The organism is Streptomyces sp. NPDC049541, from assembly GCF_044465725.1.
GTDB lineage: Bacteria > Actinomycetota > Actinomycetes > Streptomycetales > Streptomycetaceae > Streptomyces.
In genome coordinates this window covers 388,736-402,818 of the sequence record NZ_JBITLY010000001.1, presented here as the reverse complement: position 1 = coordinate 402,818, position 14,083 = coordinate 388,736, and the positions used below count along the sequence as shown (strand labels likewise).

Genomic DNA, 14,083 nt, shown 5'->3' with positions numbered 1-14,083 from the left:
TGACACCGCCAAGCATCCGCCGCCCGGGCGCCGTACCTGCCGATCCCGAAGAACCGGAAGGAACCTCCATCATGACCGGCCCCACCCCGGCCACCGCCCCGACCACCCGGATCTGCCCGAACTGCGACGGCTTCGCCTCCGCCGCCATCACCCTCGGAGGCCGCGACCGGCACGGCCACCTCCGCACCATCACGGCGCACTGCCCGGCCTGCAACGGCCTCGGCGTCACCCGCACCCACCGCACCCGGGAGGGCGCCCGTGTCTGACGAACTGCTCGACCCGACCACCCTCGGCGACCTGTTGAGGGTGGCTTCGGCCGCCGACTACGACCGCTGGGAAGACCAGATACGCCGCACCGGCGGCTGCGCCGACCCGATCCACCTCACCGGCTGGACCCTCCACAAGGACAAGGTCACCGGCGAGACCCTGCACCACTACTCCACCGAGAATGAACCCGGCGGGCGCCTCCGACTCGCCTGCGGCAACCGCCGCGCCTCCCGCTGCCCGTCCTGCGCCTGGACGTACGCGGGCGACACGTACCACCTCATCCGCGCGGGCCTGGCCGGGGACGACAACCGCGACATCCCCGCCACCGTCCGCGACTACCCGCGCGTCTTCGCCACCCTCACCGCCCCGTCCTTCGGCCCGGTCCACAACCGCCCCGACCGAGGCGCCTGCCGCTGCGGAACCCGCCACCTGGCCGACGCTCCCGACCTCGGCATGGCCCTCGACCCGACGACGTACGACTACGCGGGCGCCGTCCTCTTCAACAACCACGCAGGAGACCTCTGGCAGCGCTTCACCACCCGCCTGCGCCGCGAGATAGCCGTCCGCGCCGGACTCACCCGCAGCGAACTCCCCGACCACGCCCGCGTCTCCTACGGCAAGGTCGCCGAGTTCCAGAAACGCGGCGCCTTGCACTTCCATGCCGTAATCCGCCTCGACGGCCCGGACGGCCCCGACACTCCCCCACCCGCTTGGGCCACGACCGACCTCCTCACCGACGCCATCCGCGCCGCCGCCGCGCACTCCTACACCTCGGTCTCGGTCCCGGCAGCCGACGACCAACCCGCCCGCACCTTCCGATGGGGCACTCAACTCGACGTCCGCCCGGTCAAGGCCTTCGGAGACGGCTCCGACATCACCGAACAGGCCGTCGCCTCCTACGTCGCCAAGTACGCCACCAAAGCCGCCGAGAACACCGGCACCCTCGACCGCCGCATCGGCGAACTCTCTGAACTCGACCGCCACCAGGTCCCCGACCACACCCGCCGCCTGATCGAAGCATGCAAGACCCTCGACCCGATCTACCCGGATCGGCGCCTCTGGGCCTGGGCTCACATGCTCGGCTTCCGGGGCCACTTCAGCTCCAAGTCCCGCCGCTACTCGACCACCCTCGGCGCCCTCCGCCAGGCCCGCGCCGACTATCGCGCCGCCCAAGAACGTGACGTGCTCGGCCTGGACGAGCGCGAGCCGGACACCGTCCTCGTGCTCGCCGACTGGCAATACGCCGGACACGGCCACACCCCCGGTGAATACGCCCTCGCCACCACCATCGCCCGCGACCTCCAACTCAACCGAGAAACCGCCCGTGAAGAGCTGCGCACGCTGGCCGACGAGAGGGAGTGGTGACCATGGCATCGGCGCTCCCAAGCCTGTTCCTGACGCCTGAGGACTTGGTGGTGATGTTCAAGCTGCCCAGCGTTGAGACGGTCTACCAGTGGCGCCGCAAGCGCACCGGTCCCCGCGGCTTCCGCGTCGGCCGGCACCTCCGCTTCGACCCGGAGGACGTACGCGCCTGGGTGGACTCCCAGTTGAAGGGAGCTGCTGCCTGATGGCTGGACACGTCCAAGACCGCTGGTACAGGACCGAGCCCGGCCCGGACGGCAAGCCCCGCCGGTTCAAGACCGAGCGCCACGGCATGGGCATGCGCTACCGCGCCCGCTACATCGGCCCGGACGGCACCGAGAAGTCCAAGAGCTTCCCGGACAAGCAGAAGCGCTTGGCCGACACCTGGTTGACCAACATCGAAGCGGACATGGCGCGTGGGCAGTACATCGACCCGAAGGCGGCCCGCGTCACTTTCCGCGAGTACGCCGAACGCTGGCTCGCCGCCCTCACCATCGACCTCACCAGCCGGGCCGCTGTGGAAGGTCGGTTGCGCCTTCACGCGTTGCCGTACCTCGGCTCGCGCCCCATCGGGTCGTTCCAGCCGGAGCACATCCGCGACTGGAACCGCCAGCTCGAAGACTCCGTAGCGTCGGTGCAGTACCGGCGCCTGATCTTCGACGCTGTCTCCTCGGTACTCAACGCGGCCGTAGATGACCGCTTGCTGGCCTCGAACCCCTGCCGGGCTCGATCAGTCAAGGCACCTCGTCCAGCGCCGACACGCGTCCATCCATGGTCCGCTGAGCAGGTGTTCGGCGTACGGGCCGGACTCCCCGAGCGCTACAAAACCACAGTCGACGTCGGCGCCGGATGCGGCTTGCGACAGGGTGAGATCTTCGGGCTCGCCGTCGACAACATCGGTGACCTCGGCTGGCTCTACGTCCGCCAACAGGTCAAGAAGGTGCGCGGGACGCTCGTCTTCGCCCCACCCAAGCGCGGCAAGCTCCGTGACGTCCCCCTCGACCCCGAGGTGTCGGCCGCGCTCGAAGAGCACATGAAGCTGTTCCCGCCCGTCGACGTGACCTTGCCGTGGCTGCGGCCGGACGGCCCGAAGGTGACACACCGCCTCGTCTTCACGAGCGCCATCGGCGCCGCCATCTGGAGTCAGGGGTTCAACGACCAGGCTTGGAAGCCCGCTCTGGCGTCCGCCGGGGTCATCCCCGTCCCCGAAAAGGGGCAGCGGTACGCACCGGCCCGCGAACACGGCATGCACGCCCTACGGCACTTCTACGCCTCGGTCCTCCTGGACGCCGGAGAGAACATCAAGGCCCTGAGCCTCTACCTCGGCCACAGCGACCCGGGGTTCACCCTCCGCGTCTACACGCACCTCATGCCGTCCAGCGAGACCCGCACCCGGAAAGCCATCTCCGCGATGTACCGGGCCGCTGGTCGCGCTCATGACGGCCCTGAGACGGCCCAGGCTGCCTGAGACGGCCCCTCATCGGCGGGAAACCTGCTGGTGAGGGGCCTTTTCATGCCCTCACGCGGCAAGTAACACCCCATCTTGCCTGAGGTCCAGGCTTGGGTGGTAACCCATATGGCCGGGGGGCTGTGACCTGGGCTTTCGCTGCCCGCGGCGGTGGGTGTTCAGGCTCCGGGGTGCTGGTGGGGCTGATGCGGCTGGCCGTGGGGGTGGTTGCCGGGGGTGCCTGTGGAATGGGCCTGGAGCTGTTCGGCCTGTTCCTTGGTGACCTTCTGTTCCGTGCCGCAGAAGGTGCACTGCGTGGCGTACCTCGTCGAGATGGGGAAGAGCGGCACGAAGAACAGCGTGAACTTCGTGACGCGCTTCCTGAGCGTGTGCGCGGCAGGGTTGCCGCAGCCTCCACACACCAGCGTGAGTATCGCGAGCTGGTACAGGTATCCCCTGGTGCCAAAGATGATCACGAGATCGGCCCTTCTCGGGTCGGTGTCCGCCGCCGGGTGGAAGACGCTGAGCGAGATCTTCTCGCAGAATCACCCCCTCGGCGCCATGATCACTGTCAGTGGCCGCCGTCGACCTTGGGCAGCCGCTGAGCCAGCAGCAGGGCAGCTGCGGCCGTCGCCCCGACCACGCCCGCCGACCGGAAGGCGCGGGAGGAACGCCAGGACAGCACCGACCACCGGGACTGCGCGGACAGCAGTGATCCCGTGCTCAGCCATGATCCGGCCGAGATCAGCGACAGCGCCGAACCGATCGACCCGCCGGAGAGCACGCTCCCGACCGACCCTACGGACAGGGCCGACCCGACGGACCCGATGGACAGCACCGACCCCACCGAGCCGATCGACAGCACCGAGTCCTGCGACCACAGGGACAGCACCGAGCCCGAGGAGGTGCAGGGCGCCGGCGATACGGATGACTTCGTCATGAGGCCATCCTGCCCGTCGAGCTCACCGGGCTCCACGGATGTGGCCGAACACGTCGTGGAGGGGCGGGTGTTGGGGAGGCGTCCCTTGTCGTCGGTGCCGGGGCTTGCTCCGACGGTCAGTCCTGTGTCGGTGCGTCCTTCTTTCCCACGAGGACCAGGGCCGCGCCGCCGATCACCACGAAGGCGATGGCGATGCCCGCGATCAGCGGGGTCGTGCTGGAGCCGCCGGTGGCGGCGAGGTTGGTGTCGTCTGCGATGCCGCCCACCGTCGCGGGGCTCGGTTCGCTGAGGATCTGGGTCGCGTTGCCCGTTTCGGAGGTCTGGGTCCTGCAGTCGAGGATGCCGGTGAAGCGCTCCTTGAGGCCGGCGGGTCCCGTGATCGTGAAGTCGTAGGGCTGGTCTTCCTGCAGGGGGATCGTCACCGTGCGGGACCCGCCCGCCGGGATGCTGTGCTCGATCCCCATCAGCTCGAAGGTGAACGCCTTGTCGCCCTGGTTGGCGGCGGTGATGTCCACACCCTCCTTGGCGCAGTTCCGCGCCGCCGAGAGGGCCGGTATCGCGCCCTTCTTCGCCCAGGTCGCACCGGCCGTCGCCGAGACCGTCGACTCGCTGGAGCCGGCCAGGATCTGCGTCTGGCTGCGGGTGTCGGAGGCGAAGGCGCGGCCCACCGGCACGGTGGTCGAGGCCTGCACGGTGAGCTCTGCCGAGCCGTCGGCGGCGTGCTCCGGCACGTCGAAGAAGACCTGGCTGCCGTCGGCCGCGGAGGTGAGGGGCTTGCCGTCCTTGCCGACGATCCGTACCCCGCTGGTCGCCGCGCCCATCGGCGGCGTCACCGTCACGCCTGCCGCGTTGGTGTGCACGGTCACCGGGCCGAGCAGCTCGCCGGGGTGGCCGGAGACCGCGGGCGGGTCCAGCGTCAGCGACGCCGCGGGCTCCGCCAGGTCGACGGCGCTCTTCTGCAGGTAGTCCGCGAGCTTCTCGGCCTGCGGGTCGACGGCGTCCACGTCGGCGTCGTCCGAGTAGCGCCAGATGGCCACCTGGGTGCCCGCCGCCGCGTCCTGCTCGGTCAGGCCGCCCTTGACGCCCGCCTTCGCCGCGAGCGTCGCGAGGTCGTTGACCTGGGGGTAGGAGTTCTGCAGGATCCAGCGGATCCGGCCGGCGTTCTTGTTGGCGCCCAGCGAGGTGCCGCTCCACGCGGTCTCGTGGTACTTGGCGTCCCGTTGGGTGGGGTTGTGGATGTCGACGCAGTACGTCTGCAGGGTGCCGCCGCCGTCGACGGACATCTCGAACAGGCCCGCCGAGACCTGCTGGTCCCCGGTCTTCTCGTGGATCACGGCGGTGCCGTACGTCTTGAGGAGGCCTATGGTGGCGGTCGCCCCGCCCTGGCTCTGTGTCGTCTCCTCCGCGGTGGCGGTACCGGCTCCGGAGAGCACCCCGACGGCCACAAGACCGGACACCAGCGTCGCGGCGGCGAGGCGCACGGCCCCTCGCCTGCGCGCGGACGGCGCAGAGAAAGAAGAAAACACCAAATTCCCCTTCGAGCAGGACCATTGACGTGGGGGTGTGGTCCCACCAGCAGAATCAGAAGCCCCGAGAGCTATGCCGGGCATCCTATGGACGCGGCGCACCACGCTTGCCGGTCATACCGTCGGACAAGCGATCCGACTCGGAATCGTTATCGCCAAGACGGCCCATGAGCAGGGCTTATCGACAAATCCACCGGATGGTTCGGAACGCATTCGTCGATAAGCCGCAGTACGGTCAGCCCGGGGCACCACCTGACATCACGTCACCGCAGCGGGTTCCGGCTCCCGTTGGGCCGAGTCCGCCCCCGAACCGCCGGGCGGGGTCTCCCAGTTGGGCTCGGGCTGCTGGGGTCCTGCGGCGGCAGCCTCCGGATCCGGCCTGCCCGGCCGCCGGAACGCCGAGGTCCCGCGCGTGAGGTCGTGGCCGATCGCCACCGCCTCGAGGTCCGCCGAGACCCAGTTCTGCCCCTCGCGCACATCCTCACGCACCTTGAGCCTGCCCTGCACGATGACGGGGTCGCCCACGTCCAGCGAGGCCGTCACGTTCGTGGCCAACTGCCGCCTGGCCCACACCGTGAAGAAGTTGGTGTGGCCGTCGGTCCACTCGTTCTTCTCACGGTCCAGATAGCGCGTGGTCACCGCGAGCCGGAAGCGCGCCGACGGCCCCGACGCCAGATCCCGGAACACCGGCTTCGTCGCCACGTTCCCCACCGCGCAGATGATCGTCTCGTTCATCACGACCCCCTCCTTCGCCCGGCCGCCGGGCCGGGCGGACATGCCTACGGGCCCGTCCCGTACGGCTGCGTCTGCCGCGGCGACCGCGCCCCTCGCGATCGCCGCACCGCCAGACTGCCTCCGTCGGGCCGAGCCCGCTGAGCCCTGTGGACCGTCCCCCGCCTGTGGAAAACTCCGTCACCCGGACGAGTGAGCCCAGAAGGACCCCGAAGAGTGATCATCTGCAGAGAGGCTCACCGTCACCCTCCGGAGGCCACCGCCCCGTCCGGGTGTCACCGCCTCGTCCGGATGTCACCGGGGCCCGGTCCCCACCCCCGTCACCCGCCCGTACTGCTCCCGCACCTCCCGGTAGCGCAGCAACTCCGCCGCCACCGGGTCCAGTACCCGGGCCCGGCCGCACCCGGCGGCCGCCTCACGCAATCGCCGTTCCGCGTCGGTGCCGTAGCGGCGGGCCGGTCCACGCGCCGCCATCCGGCAGCTCCACTCGACGATCGGGCCGCCGATGATGCCGGCCGCCATCAGCAGCACGGGCACCCCGAGGTTCGGCGCCATGAACCCGATGATCTGCCCCAACAGCCACAGTCCGCCCACGACTTGAAGGAGCGTCATGGAGACCTGGGCCATGACGGCCAGCGGCCACCAGCCGGGCCGCGGTGGCCGGCCCGGCGGCAGACCCGCCCGTACCGCCAGTTCGTCGAGCGCCTCGGGCAGCCCGTGGGAGCCGCGTACGGCCGCCTCGCGCACCGCCTGCGCCCAGGGCGCGGGCAGCCCGGTCGAGGCCCGGTCGGCGAGCGTGCGTACCGCCTGCTCGACGCGCTGGCGTGCCGTGGCCTCCTCGTCCGTCTGAGGCGGCGACGGCACCCGCCCGGTGGTCGCTTCGGACCGGTCCCGGTACCACCGCCACAGCCGCAGCCAGGGTGTTCCGCAGGCGCGGTTGGCGTTGCGCAGCCAGGCGCGCTCGGCCGCCTCGCCGGCGGCGGAGGCGCCCACCGCGTCCGCGAGCCGGGCGGAGAACTCGTCCCGCGCCTCCTCGCTCAGGCCGGTCCGCCGCCGCGCCGCGTACAGGGGCCGCAGTTCCTCTGCGGCCGCGTCGAGATCGGCCGAAATTCGTCGGGCCGGGGCTCCGCGTTCCGCCACAAACTGCGCGAGAGCCTCGCGCAGTTCACCCACGCCGTCTCCGGTGAGCGCGGACAGCGCAAGCACGGTGGCACCGGGATCGCCGTACTCGCCCAGTGCGATCCCGTCCTCGTCGAGCAGCCGCCGCAGGTCGTCGAGGACCTGGTGGGTGGCTTCACCGGGCAGACGATCGGTCTGGTTGAGGACGACGAACATGACCTCCGCGTGTCCCGCCATGGGCCGCAGGTAGCGCTCGTGCAGGACGGCGTCGGCGTACTTCTCGGGGTCGACGACCCAGATGACGGCGTCGACGAGGGCCAGTACCCGGTCCACCTGTTCGCGGTGCTGCACGGCCGCCGAGTCGTGGTCGGGCAGGTCGACCAGGACCAGCCCGCGCAGTTGCGCCTCCGTCTCGGGGTTCTGCAGCGGGCGCCGCCGCAGCCGGGGCGGGATGCCGAGCCGCTCGATGAGGCTCGCCGCGCCGTCGCTCCAACTGCAGGCGATGGGCATCGCGGTGGTGGGCCGCCGTACGCCGGTCTCCGAAATGGGCACCCCGGCCAGGGCGTTGAACAGCTGTGACTTGCCGCTGCCGGTGGCGCCCGCGATGGCGACGACGGTGTGCTGCCCGGAGAGCCTGCGCCGCGCCGCCGCCTCGTCGAGCACCCGTCCGGCCTCGGCGAGCGTCTGGCCGTCGAGGCGGGTGCGGGAGAGCCCCACGAGTTCCCGCAGCGCGTCGAGCCGCGAGCGCAGGGGGCGGTCGTAGGTGAGCGGGACCGCCGGCTGGACGCTGAGCGCCCGTGTCTCTACCACCGGGACGTGCTCGGACCCGGTGTGCTCCTCGGTGGCGCGCCGCGCGATCAGCCCGTCGTCCCAGGCGCTCGTGGACTCCGTACGACGGGTGGCGGCGACGTCCACCACGCGCGCGTGGCCGCCTTTGTCACGTACGCCGGACTCCCGCTCGCCGGGCCCCTGCTTCGCCGTCCGGTCCCCTCCCGTCAGGCCCTTGGCGCTCTCTTCGGGGTGCTCGGCCCGGCCCGTGTGGTCCTGGTCTGTGACGGCAGTCACCGGTCACCTCTCCTTCTGCAGTAGGGACAGCGCTGCGATGAGTTCGGCCTGGGGTTCGGGGTGGATCTCAAGGGCGTCGAGGGGTGCGAGACAGCGCTCGCGTTCGGTGTGCATGACCCGGTCGAGGTGCTCGGTGAGCAGCCGCCCACCCCGGTCGCGCAGCCGCAGCGCCCCGTGCGCGCCGATCCGCTCGGCGAGCCCTTCGCCGGCCGGACGCGCCCGGCGGCCGCCCAGCAGCGCGGTGGCGACGAGGGCGGCGACGGCCTCGGGGTCCGGTGCGACATTGCGGTCGAGGTCGCGGACCTCTTCCTCGGCGTACTCCTCGAGCTCGCGCCGCCATCGCCGTACGGCCATCCCGATGCGGTCCTCGGCGCTCTCCGCTGACGGTTCCTGTTCCGTCAGCTCCGGGGCGCTCGCCGCGGGTTCGCGCCGCCAGGCCTCCCTGATGCGCTCGTCGGCGGCGGTGACGGCGCACAGCAGAAGCGTGGCCAGGCTCTCCACGAGCGCGTCCAGGAGCTCTCCGGCGGAGCAGTCCAGGGGGAACGCCCGCCACCGCTTGAGGGCGTCTCCGGCGAGTACGGCGCCTGCCTGCAGCCGCCCGCGCACGCGCGCGTGCTCGCTGTCGTACGCGCCTTCTACGGCGTTGGTGAGCCGCAGGGCCGCCGCGTACTGGGCGGCGGCGGCATTGGCCAGTTCGGGCAGCCGGGTCCTGAGGGAGTCGAGCATCCCGTTGGCGGTACGGGCCATGGCCTGCTGCCGGGCGGCCGGGTCCTGCGCCAGGTGTACGAGCCAGGTCCGCAGCGAGGCCACGGCGGTGGCCGGCAGCAGCCCGCTTCCCCAGGCGGACTCGGGCAGTTCGGGCACGGTGAAGCGCGGGATGTCGCCGAGTCCGGCCTTGGTGAGCAGCGCGCCGTACTGCCGGGACACCTCGGAGACGACCTGGTGCGGCACGCGGTCGAGCACCGTCACGAGAGTGGCGTCGTACTCCTTGGCGGTGCGCAGCAGATGCCAGGGGACGGCGTCGGCGTAGCGGGCGGCCGTGGTGACCATGACCCAGATGTCGGCCGCGCAGACGAGTTCGGCGGCCAGGACACGGTTGTCGGCGATCAGGGAGTCGATGTCGGGGGCGTCGAGGAGGGCGAGCCCGCGCGGCATCGTGTCGGCGGTCTCGACGCGCAGCACGCGCGCGGGGTCCTCCCCGGGGAGCAACAGGTCCTCCCCGGCGTCCTGATGGGGCACCCACACGCGTGTGAGGTCGGGCAGCACTCTCATCCCGCTGAACCAGTGATGGTCCTCCGGATGGCACACGAGTACCGGTGTCCGCGTGGTCGGCCGCAGCACGCCCGCCTCGCTGACCCGGCGTCCCACGAGGGAGTTGACGAGCGTCGACTTGCCGGCTCCCGTCGAGCCGCCCACGACGGCCAGCAAGGGTGCTTCGGGCTCCCGCAACCGGGGCACCAAGTAGTCGTCGAGTTGTGCGAGCAGTTCGTCGCGGTTGGCACGCGCGCGTGGAGCCCCGGCCAGGGGCAGCGGGAAGCGTGCGGCGGCGACACTGTCCCGCAGGGCGGAGAGTGCGTCGAGCAGCTGAGGCCGTACGTCCAAGGTCACCACATGCGGAGAATGCCCGATTTTAGGGGAATTCTGAAGCATATGAGCATGTCTGCGCGCCGACAGGACACAAGGGACGGAAGGGATGACTGGGACGCAGGCACAGTCCAGGCATAACGAGTGCACAACACCCGGTGCGCGAGGGCCCAAAAGCGATGCACGATTCGTACCTGCCTGCGATTATCAGGACCGCTTCACTGAACCTCCACATCGAGCCACGGAGGCGAAGCAACAGGGACAAGGACACGGGAGCCCTATCCTTGTCCCCGGCAACGTCACGGAACGGCCCACACCCGGGCACCCACGACAGCGGCCACACACCGGCCCCCGTAGCTCAGTGGATAGAGCAGGCGCCTTCTAAGCGCTTGGCCGCAGGTTCGAGTCCTGCCGGGGGCGCCACTGGACCTCTGACCTGGGACTACGGGGCAGATGGATCACTGAAGACGGCGTGGCTTACCTACCAGACTCGGTTAGGTAAGGCGCCTAGCAGACTGCACCTTGCCTAGCCCAGACACCAGGGAGTCACCCCGTGTCGGCACAGGCCAGGAAGTCACCTCTCAGGGCAGCCAGCACCACCACAGCCAGCACCACACTTCGAGCCATCCCCTCTGATCCGGACGCGTCAGACGTCCGGCAGGCCACAGCTCAGGACTACGCAACCCATCTCCGGGCCAGCAACAACAAGCACGGCCGTCCCTACACAGAGAAGACGGTCACGGCCTACACAAAGGCAGTCCGCGCCCTCGACCAGTGGATGAGCCGAGAGGGAATCGAAGAGGACTTCACCAGCGTGGACACTGCCACGCTGAACCTGTTCTTCAGGGCGTACTACGAGAGCCACAACCAGGGCGGGACCAACACCGTTCAGAGGAACCTCCGGCCGTTCTTCACGTGGATGGAAGAGGAGCACGACACGGCCAATCCCTACCGTGACAAGAAGCTCCAGCGGTACGCACCCCCCAAGGCAGGTAAGCCACAGACCCTCTCGGCTGACTTCATCTCCGACCTGTTGAAGGTGACAGGCAACGGACATCCCCGAGTGAGGGAGTTCGAGAAGCTGAGGGACCACGCAATCATCAGGGTCCTGACTGAGGGAGTCCGGGCAGAGGAGTTGCTGACACTCAGGCTGGATTCCCTCGACCTGTCACAGGGGTTGGCTCAGGTGGTTCCTCTAAAGGATGCGAGGAGCACAGGAGAGGGCAGGGTCATTCCCCTCCAGCCTCGTACGGTCATCGCTCTCACCCGCTATCTCAGGGCCAGGGAGACACACAAGCTGTCCGGCTCTGAGTGGCTGTGGCTCGGGACCAGGAACAGGAGCAAGCTCACCTACTCGGGTCTCTACCGGATGCTCAACAGGCGAGCACAAGAGGCCGGTTACGAGGGATGCCACCCACACCAGTTCAGGCACACAGCCACAGACGACATGCTCTCTGCCGGAATGAGTGGTGAGGACGTCATGACCATTCAGGGATGGAAGGACCCCACCATGCTCCGGAGGTACGCGGCAGACATGGCCGTGAGTAGGGCTGTGAAGGCTGCGCGGAAGATGGGTGACAGGTACTGACCCTGACTGACTGAGAGGCCCACAGAGGCAGCAAGAGGGACCGTCCGGGACATTGCCCGGCGGTCCTTTCTGCACGAGTGGGCGGGGAGAGCAGGGAGAGTGCCAGTCATCCCCCGCACTGGCAGATCACAGAACGATAACGATGATGGACCCGCGCCTGACTGGGTGCCGAAGATGCACCCTACGCAGATAGTGAGAGTTGAACTTCCCCGAGGGTGCCGACCGGCTAGATCACAGAACGGTAACGATCGTGATCCTGGTCTGACTCGGGCCCGAAGATGCACCCTACGTAGATAGTGAGGGTGGAAACGCAGACCCTCAGCGGTTAGTCCCCATGTGGTGTGGTGGTTGAAGTCCCCCGGCTGACACGTTCGGTCGGGGGCTTCTTTATGCCCTGATGTCGCTACGACATTCCGCACTGACCACCCATGGCGCCGGACACCACATACTCCACCCCCGGCAGGCATGCACGGCTCAGTGTCAACACCTGCCGGTAGAACTGAAGCGCAGGCAGTCGCCCAGCCACCCCCGCCCTTTCACTCAGGCCAAGGGGCACACCTGTAACCAAGGTCTGACAGACATTCCCCCGCATCCACACCACCAGCGTCACGGCGTTAGTCCGGGACGCAGACAAGGAGCACCACCATGCGTCGCCATTACAAGCGCACCCTCACCGGATTCCAGTGCTGTGCCTGCCGACAGGAGTTCAGTACGAGTAAGGAGTTCGCTAACCACTGCGGCAAGGGCGGCACCTGCAAGCACCCCGTAAGCCTCGGTATGTACATAGACGTGGATGTCCACCCGAACTACTGGACCAAGAGCAAGCCTGCCTGTTATCAGCGTGAGGCTGCCTGAGAGCCGTTCTCAGAGCCTCTGATATCGAGCAGGGCCAATCACATCAGGGCTACAGGGACAGGCCAGCACAGAGCCATACGGAAACTCTGTAGCCCTGGTTCCCACACCACACACCTAGGAGTAATCCACATGACCAACACGCAGTGCACAGCAGTCGACTGTAACGAGCCGGGCAGAGAATCTCCCTTCGGTACCTTCAGCCTGATCCTGTGTGAAGACCACATCTACGAACTGTCCACCTACGGCAAGCGAGTGGGCAGGCGGATAGCTAGAACGCTCGATGATCTCAACCCTGAAATGAAGCACACCCCCGGTTGGGTCTACGTAATCAGGCTGGCCAGTGGGAACGTCAAGATTGGCTTTACGGCGCAGGACGGTATGGAGCGTCTCGTCAAGCTGAGCAACGCGATAGACGGCGGTATCCCCGTTCAGGTGCTGGCAATCATGCGTGGCGGCGAATCGCTGGAGATGGCCACTCACGATCGCTGGTTCCATCTCAGGGTTCCCGGCAAGTCCGAACAGTTCTATCCGGATCCGTCGCTACTCCAGTGGGCAAGCCAACAGGGCATTGACCCTGAAGCGAATCAGGGCGCATTCACCGGATGGCAGGAACGGAAGCACAAGCGAGGCACGGCCACTGATGAGCTGACCAAGGAACTGCGAGAGCTTATCAAGCAGGGCGAACAAGACAACTGGTTCTGACAGCAATGGGGACCTAGCCGGGGGCCCTGTATCCCCGGCGTAGGCCCCACCCAATCAACACGAGAGGACGCAGCGGTAATGCGGATAGCAAGCAACGATGCGCGGGCAATCCTTCCCGATCTGATCAGGCGGGCGGAGAGCGGAGAGACCATCCACCTCACTCGGTACCACAGGGATGCGGCGGTAATCATCTCGGCAGAGCGATACGAGCGGCTGACACGAAACCTGATGGAAGACAACTGAGGGCGGGGAGTGAATGGCATACCGCAAGAGACAGACCCTGATACCGAGCATCCTCACGGTACTGGAATCCATGGGAGTGAAGGCGTGGGTGTTCGAGGGTCGAGTAGCCCACGACGGAACTGATGGGCTGAGGCAAGAGATCGCAGACAACATCAAACTACTGCGAGGCAAGGTGGGGCTACGTAAGTCGGCTCTGTTCTTTGGTGCCGTACTCCTCACCGCTATGGACCGAGGCACCTTCACCCCCGCTGATATCGAGAGCCTGGATGACTTGGGCCGAGGGAATGCCCTGTACCTACTGGAGAAGCTGGAGGAGATCGAGGCATGAGCCTGTACGAGGAATGGCAGGAGATCGAGGAGCAGTACGCGGAGCATCTTGAGAACGGGGCAGAAGCGCTGCCGACAGTGAAAGGGCTGATCTCTGTGGCGTGGGATTACCTCACCGAAGAGGACCGCATAGAGCTTTCCCGCTTCACCCGATTCTGAGACCCCGAGCCGGCTGACCCTTTCCATGTTCACAGGAGGAGACCAATCATGAGCGCCAACGAATGCATGAGGTGCGAGGAGTCCGTCTACGCAGGTGGCCTGTGTCGGTCGCACTTCACCGAAGACCCAAACACTGTAGCCGGATGCGACTGTCTCGATGGGTGCGA

Annotated in this window: 15 protein-coding genes and 1 tRNA gene; 10 read left to right on the top strand and 6 right to left on the bottom strand. The window is 68.0% G+C overall.

The window, feature by feature from the left end:
* Window positions 1–71: 71 nt before the first annotated feature.
* Genes ACIBW9_RS01845 through ACIBW9_RS01830 form a run of 4 tightly spaced genes read left to right on the top strand, consistent with a single transcriptional unit; the run spans window position 72 to window position 3,097 of the window.
* A complete protein-coding gene (locus tag ACIBW9_RS01845) occupies window positions 72–266 on the top strand; it encodes a hypothetical protein (protein ID WP_398950215.1) in 195 nt (64 codons plus the stop codon).
* On the top strand, window positions 259–1,632 hold the full coding sequence (repSA, locus tag ACIBW9_RS01840) for a replication initiator protein RepSA (RefSeq protein ID WP_398950212.1): 1,374 nt from the start codon (window positions 259–261) through the stop codon (window positions 1,630–1,632). The genes ACIBW9_RS01845 and repSA overlap by 8 nt, the downstream gene beginning before the upstream one ends.
* A gap of 2 nt (window positions 1,633–1,634) precedes the next feature.
* Window positions 1,635–1,835 (top strand): helix-turn-helix domain-containing protein, encoded by a 201-nt coding sequence (locus ACIBW9_RS01835; RefSeq protein WP_398950210.1) that lies wholly within the window; start codon window positions 1,635–1,637, stop codon window positions 1,833–1,835.
* Entirely contained in the window at window positions 1,835–3,097 is a 1,263-nt protein-coding gene (locus tag ACIBW9_RS01830; protein WP_398950208.1) for a tyrosine-type recombinase/integrase, read from the top strand. Before ACIBW9_RS01835 ends, ACIBW9_RS01830 begins: the two co-directional genes overlap by 1 nt.
* A gap of 158 nt (window positions 3,098–3,255) precedes the next feature.
* Here the strand turns inward: ACIBW9_RS01830 and ACIBW9_RS01825 are convergent, their stop codons facing one another.
* From ACIBW9_RS01825 to ACIBW9_RS01800, 6 genes are all read right to left on the bottom strand, one after another.
* Entirely contained in the window at window positions 3,256–3,552 is a 297-nt protein-coding gene (locus ACIBW9_RS01825) for a zinc-ribbon domain-containing protein (protein ID WP_398950206.1), read from the bottom strand.
* Between the two features lie 95 nt (window positions 3,553–3,647).
* Entirely contained in the window at window positions 3,648–4,016 is a 369-nt protein-coding gene (locus ACIBW9_RS01820; RefSeq protein ID WP_398950204.1) for a hypothetical protein, read from the bottom strand.
* 116 nt (window positions 4,017–4,132) lie between these two features.
* On the bottom strand, window positions 4,133–5,542 hold the full coding sequence (locus tag ACIBW9_RS01815; protein ID WP_398950202.1) for a Cys-Gln thioester bond-forming surface protein: 1,410 nt from the start codon (window positions 5,540–5,542) through the stop codon (window positions 4,133–4,135).
* A 258-nt stretch (window positions 5,543–5,800) separates the two neighbouring features.
* The gene (locus tag ACIBW9_RS01810; protein ID WP_398950200.1) at window positions 5,801–6,277 is read right to left on the bottom strand and encodes a single-stranded DNA-binding protein; all 477 of its coding nucleotides are present in this window, start codon (window positions 6,275–6,277) and stop codon (window positions 5,801–5,803) included.
* 291 nt (window positions 6,278–6,568) lie between these two features.
* Complete coding sequence (locus ACIBW9_RS01805; RefSeq protein WP_398952055.1) at window positions 6,569–8,311, bottom strand: GTPase; 1,743 nt, start codon at window positions 8,309–8,311, stop codon at window positions 6,569–6,571.
* A 150-nt stretch (window positions 8,312–8,461) separates the two neighbouring features.
* Window positions 8,462–10,069 (bottom strand): dynamin family protein, encoded by a 1,608-nt coding sequence (locus tag ACIBW9_RS01800; protein ID WP_398950198.1) that lies wholly within the window; start codon window positions 10,067–10,069, stop codon window positions 8,462–8,464.
* Between the two features lie 320 nt (window positions 10,070–10,389).
* On the opposite strand from ACIBW9_RS01800, the gene ACIBW9_RS01795 reads away from it, so the two are divergent.
* The 6 genes from ACIBW9_RS01795 to ACIBW9_RS01770 all read left to right on the top strand — a co-directional run bounded on the left by ACIBW9_RS01795 (window position 10,390) and on the right by ACIBW9_RS01770 (window position 13,916).
* Window positions 10,390–10,465: transfer RNA gene (locus tag ACIBW9_RS01795), tRNA-Arg, on the top strand.
* 130 nt (window positions 10,466–10,595) lie between these two features.
* Window positions 10,596–11,630: a tyrosine-type recombinase/integrase gene (locus ACIBW9_RS01790; protein WP_398950196.1), complete on the top strand. Its 1,035-nt coding sequence runs from the start codon at window positions 10,596–10,598 to the stop codon at window positions 11,628–11,630.
* A 984-nt stretch (window positions 11,631–12,614) separates the two neighbouring features.
* The gene (locus ACIBW9_RS01785) at window positions 12,615–13,187 is read left to right on the top strand and encodes a hypothetical protein (RefSeq protein ID WP_398950194.1); all 573 of its coding nucleotides are present in this window, start codon (window positions 12,615–12,617) and stop codon (window positions 13,185–13,187) included.
* Between the two features lie 78 nt (window positions 13,188–13,265).
* Entirely contained in the window at window positions 13,266–13,430 is a 165-nt protein-coding gene (locus ACIBW9_RS01780) for a type II toxin-antitoxin system prevent-host-death family antitoxin (protein ID WP_398950193.1), read from the top strand.
* Between the two features lie 13 nt (window positions 13,431–13,443).
* Complete coding sequence (locus ACIBW9_RS01775; RefSeq protein ID WP_398950191.1) at window positions 13,444–13,758, top strand: hypothetical protein; 315 nt, start codon at window positions 13,444–13,446, stop codon at window positions 13,756–13,758.
* Entirely contained in the window at window positions 13,755–13,916 is a 162-nt protein-coding gene (locus ACIBW9_RS01770; protein WP_398950189.1) for a hypothetical protein, read from the top strand. The genes ACIBW9_RS01775 and ACIBW9_RS01770 overlap by 4 nt, the downstream gene beginning before the upstream one ends.
* Window positions 13,917–14,083: the final 167 nt, after the last annotated feature.

Excerpts from the sequence above, each read along its gene's own strand:
- ACIBW9_RS01785 (WP_398950194.1), top strand. The coding sequence starts at position 12,615 with ATGACCAACACGCAGTGCACAGCAGTCGACTGTAACGAGCCGGGCAGA.
- ACIBW9_RS01780 (WP_398950193.1), top strand. The coding sequence starts at position 13,266 with ATGCGGATAGCAAGCAACGATGCGCGGGCAATCCTTCCCGATCTGATC.
- ACIBW9_RS01770 (WP_398950189.1), top strand. The coding sequence starts at position 13,755 with ATGAGCCTGTACGAGGAATGGCAGGAGATCGAGGAGCAGTACGCGGAG.
- ACIBW9_RS01775 (WP_398950191.1), top strand. The coding sequence starts at position 13,444 with ATGGCATACCGCAAGAGACAGACCCTGATACCGAGCATCCTCACGGTA.
- ACIBW9_RS01835 (WP_398950210.1), top strand. The coding sequence starts at position 1,635 with ATGGCATCGGCGCTCCCAAGCCTGTTCCTGACGCCTGAGGACTTGGTG.
- ACIBW9_RS01845 (WP_398950215.1), top strand. The coding sequence starts at position 72 with ATGACCGGCCCCACCCCGGCCACCGCCCCGACCACCCGGATCTGCCCG.
- ACIBW9_RS01810 (WP_398950200.1), bottom strand. The coding sequence starts at position 6,277 with ATGAACGAGACGATCATCTGCGCGGTGGGGAACGTGGCGACGAAGCCG.
- ACIBW9_RS01820 (WP_398950204.1), bottom strand. The coding sequence starts at position 4,016 with ATGACGAAGTCATCCGTATCGCCGGCGCCCTGCACCTCCTCGGGCTCG.
- ACIBW9_RS01830 (WP_398950208.1), top strand. The coding sequence starts at position 1,835 with ATGGCTGGACACGTCCAAGACCGCTGGTACAGGACCGAGCCCGGCCCG.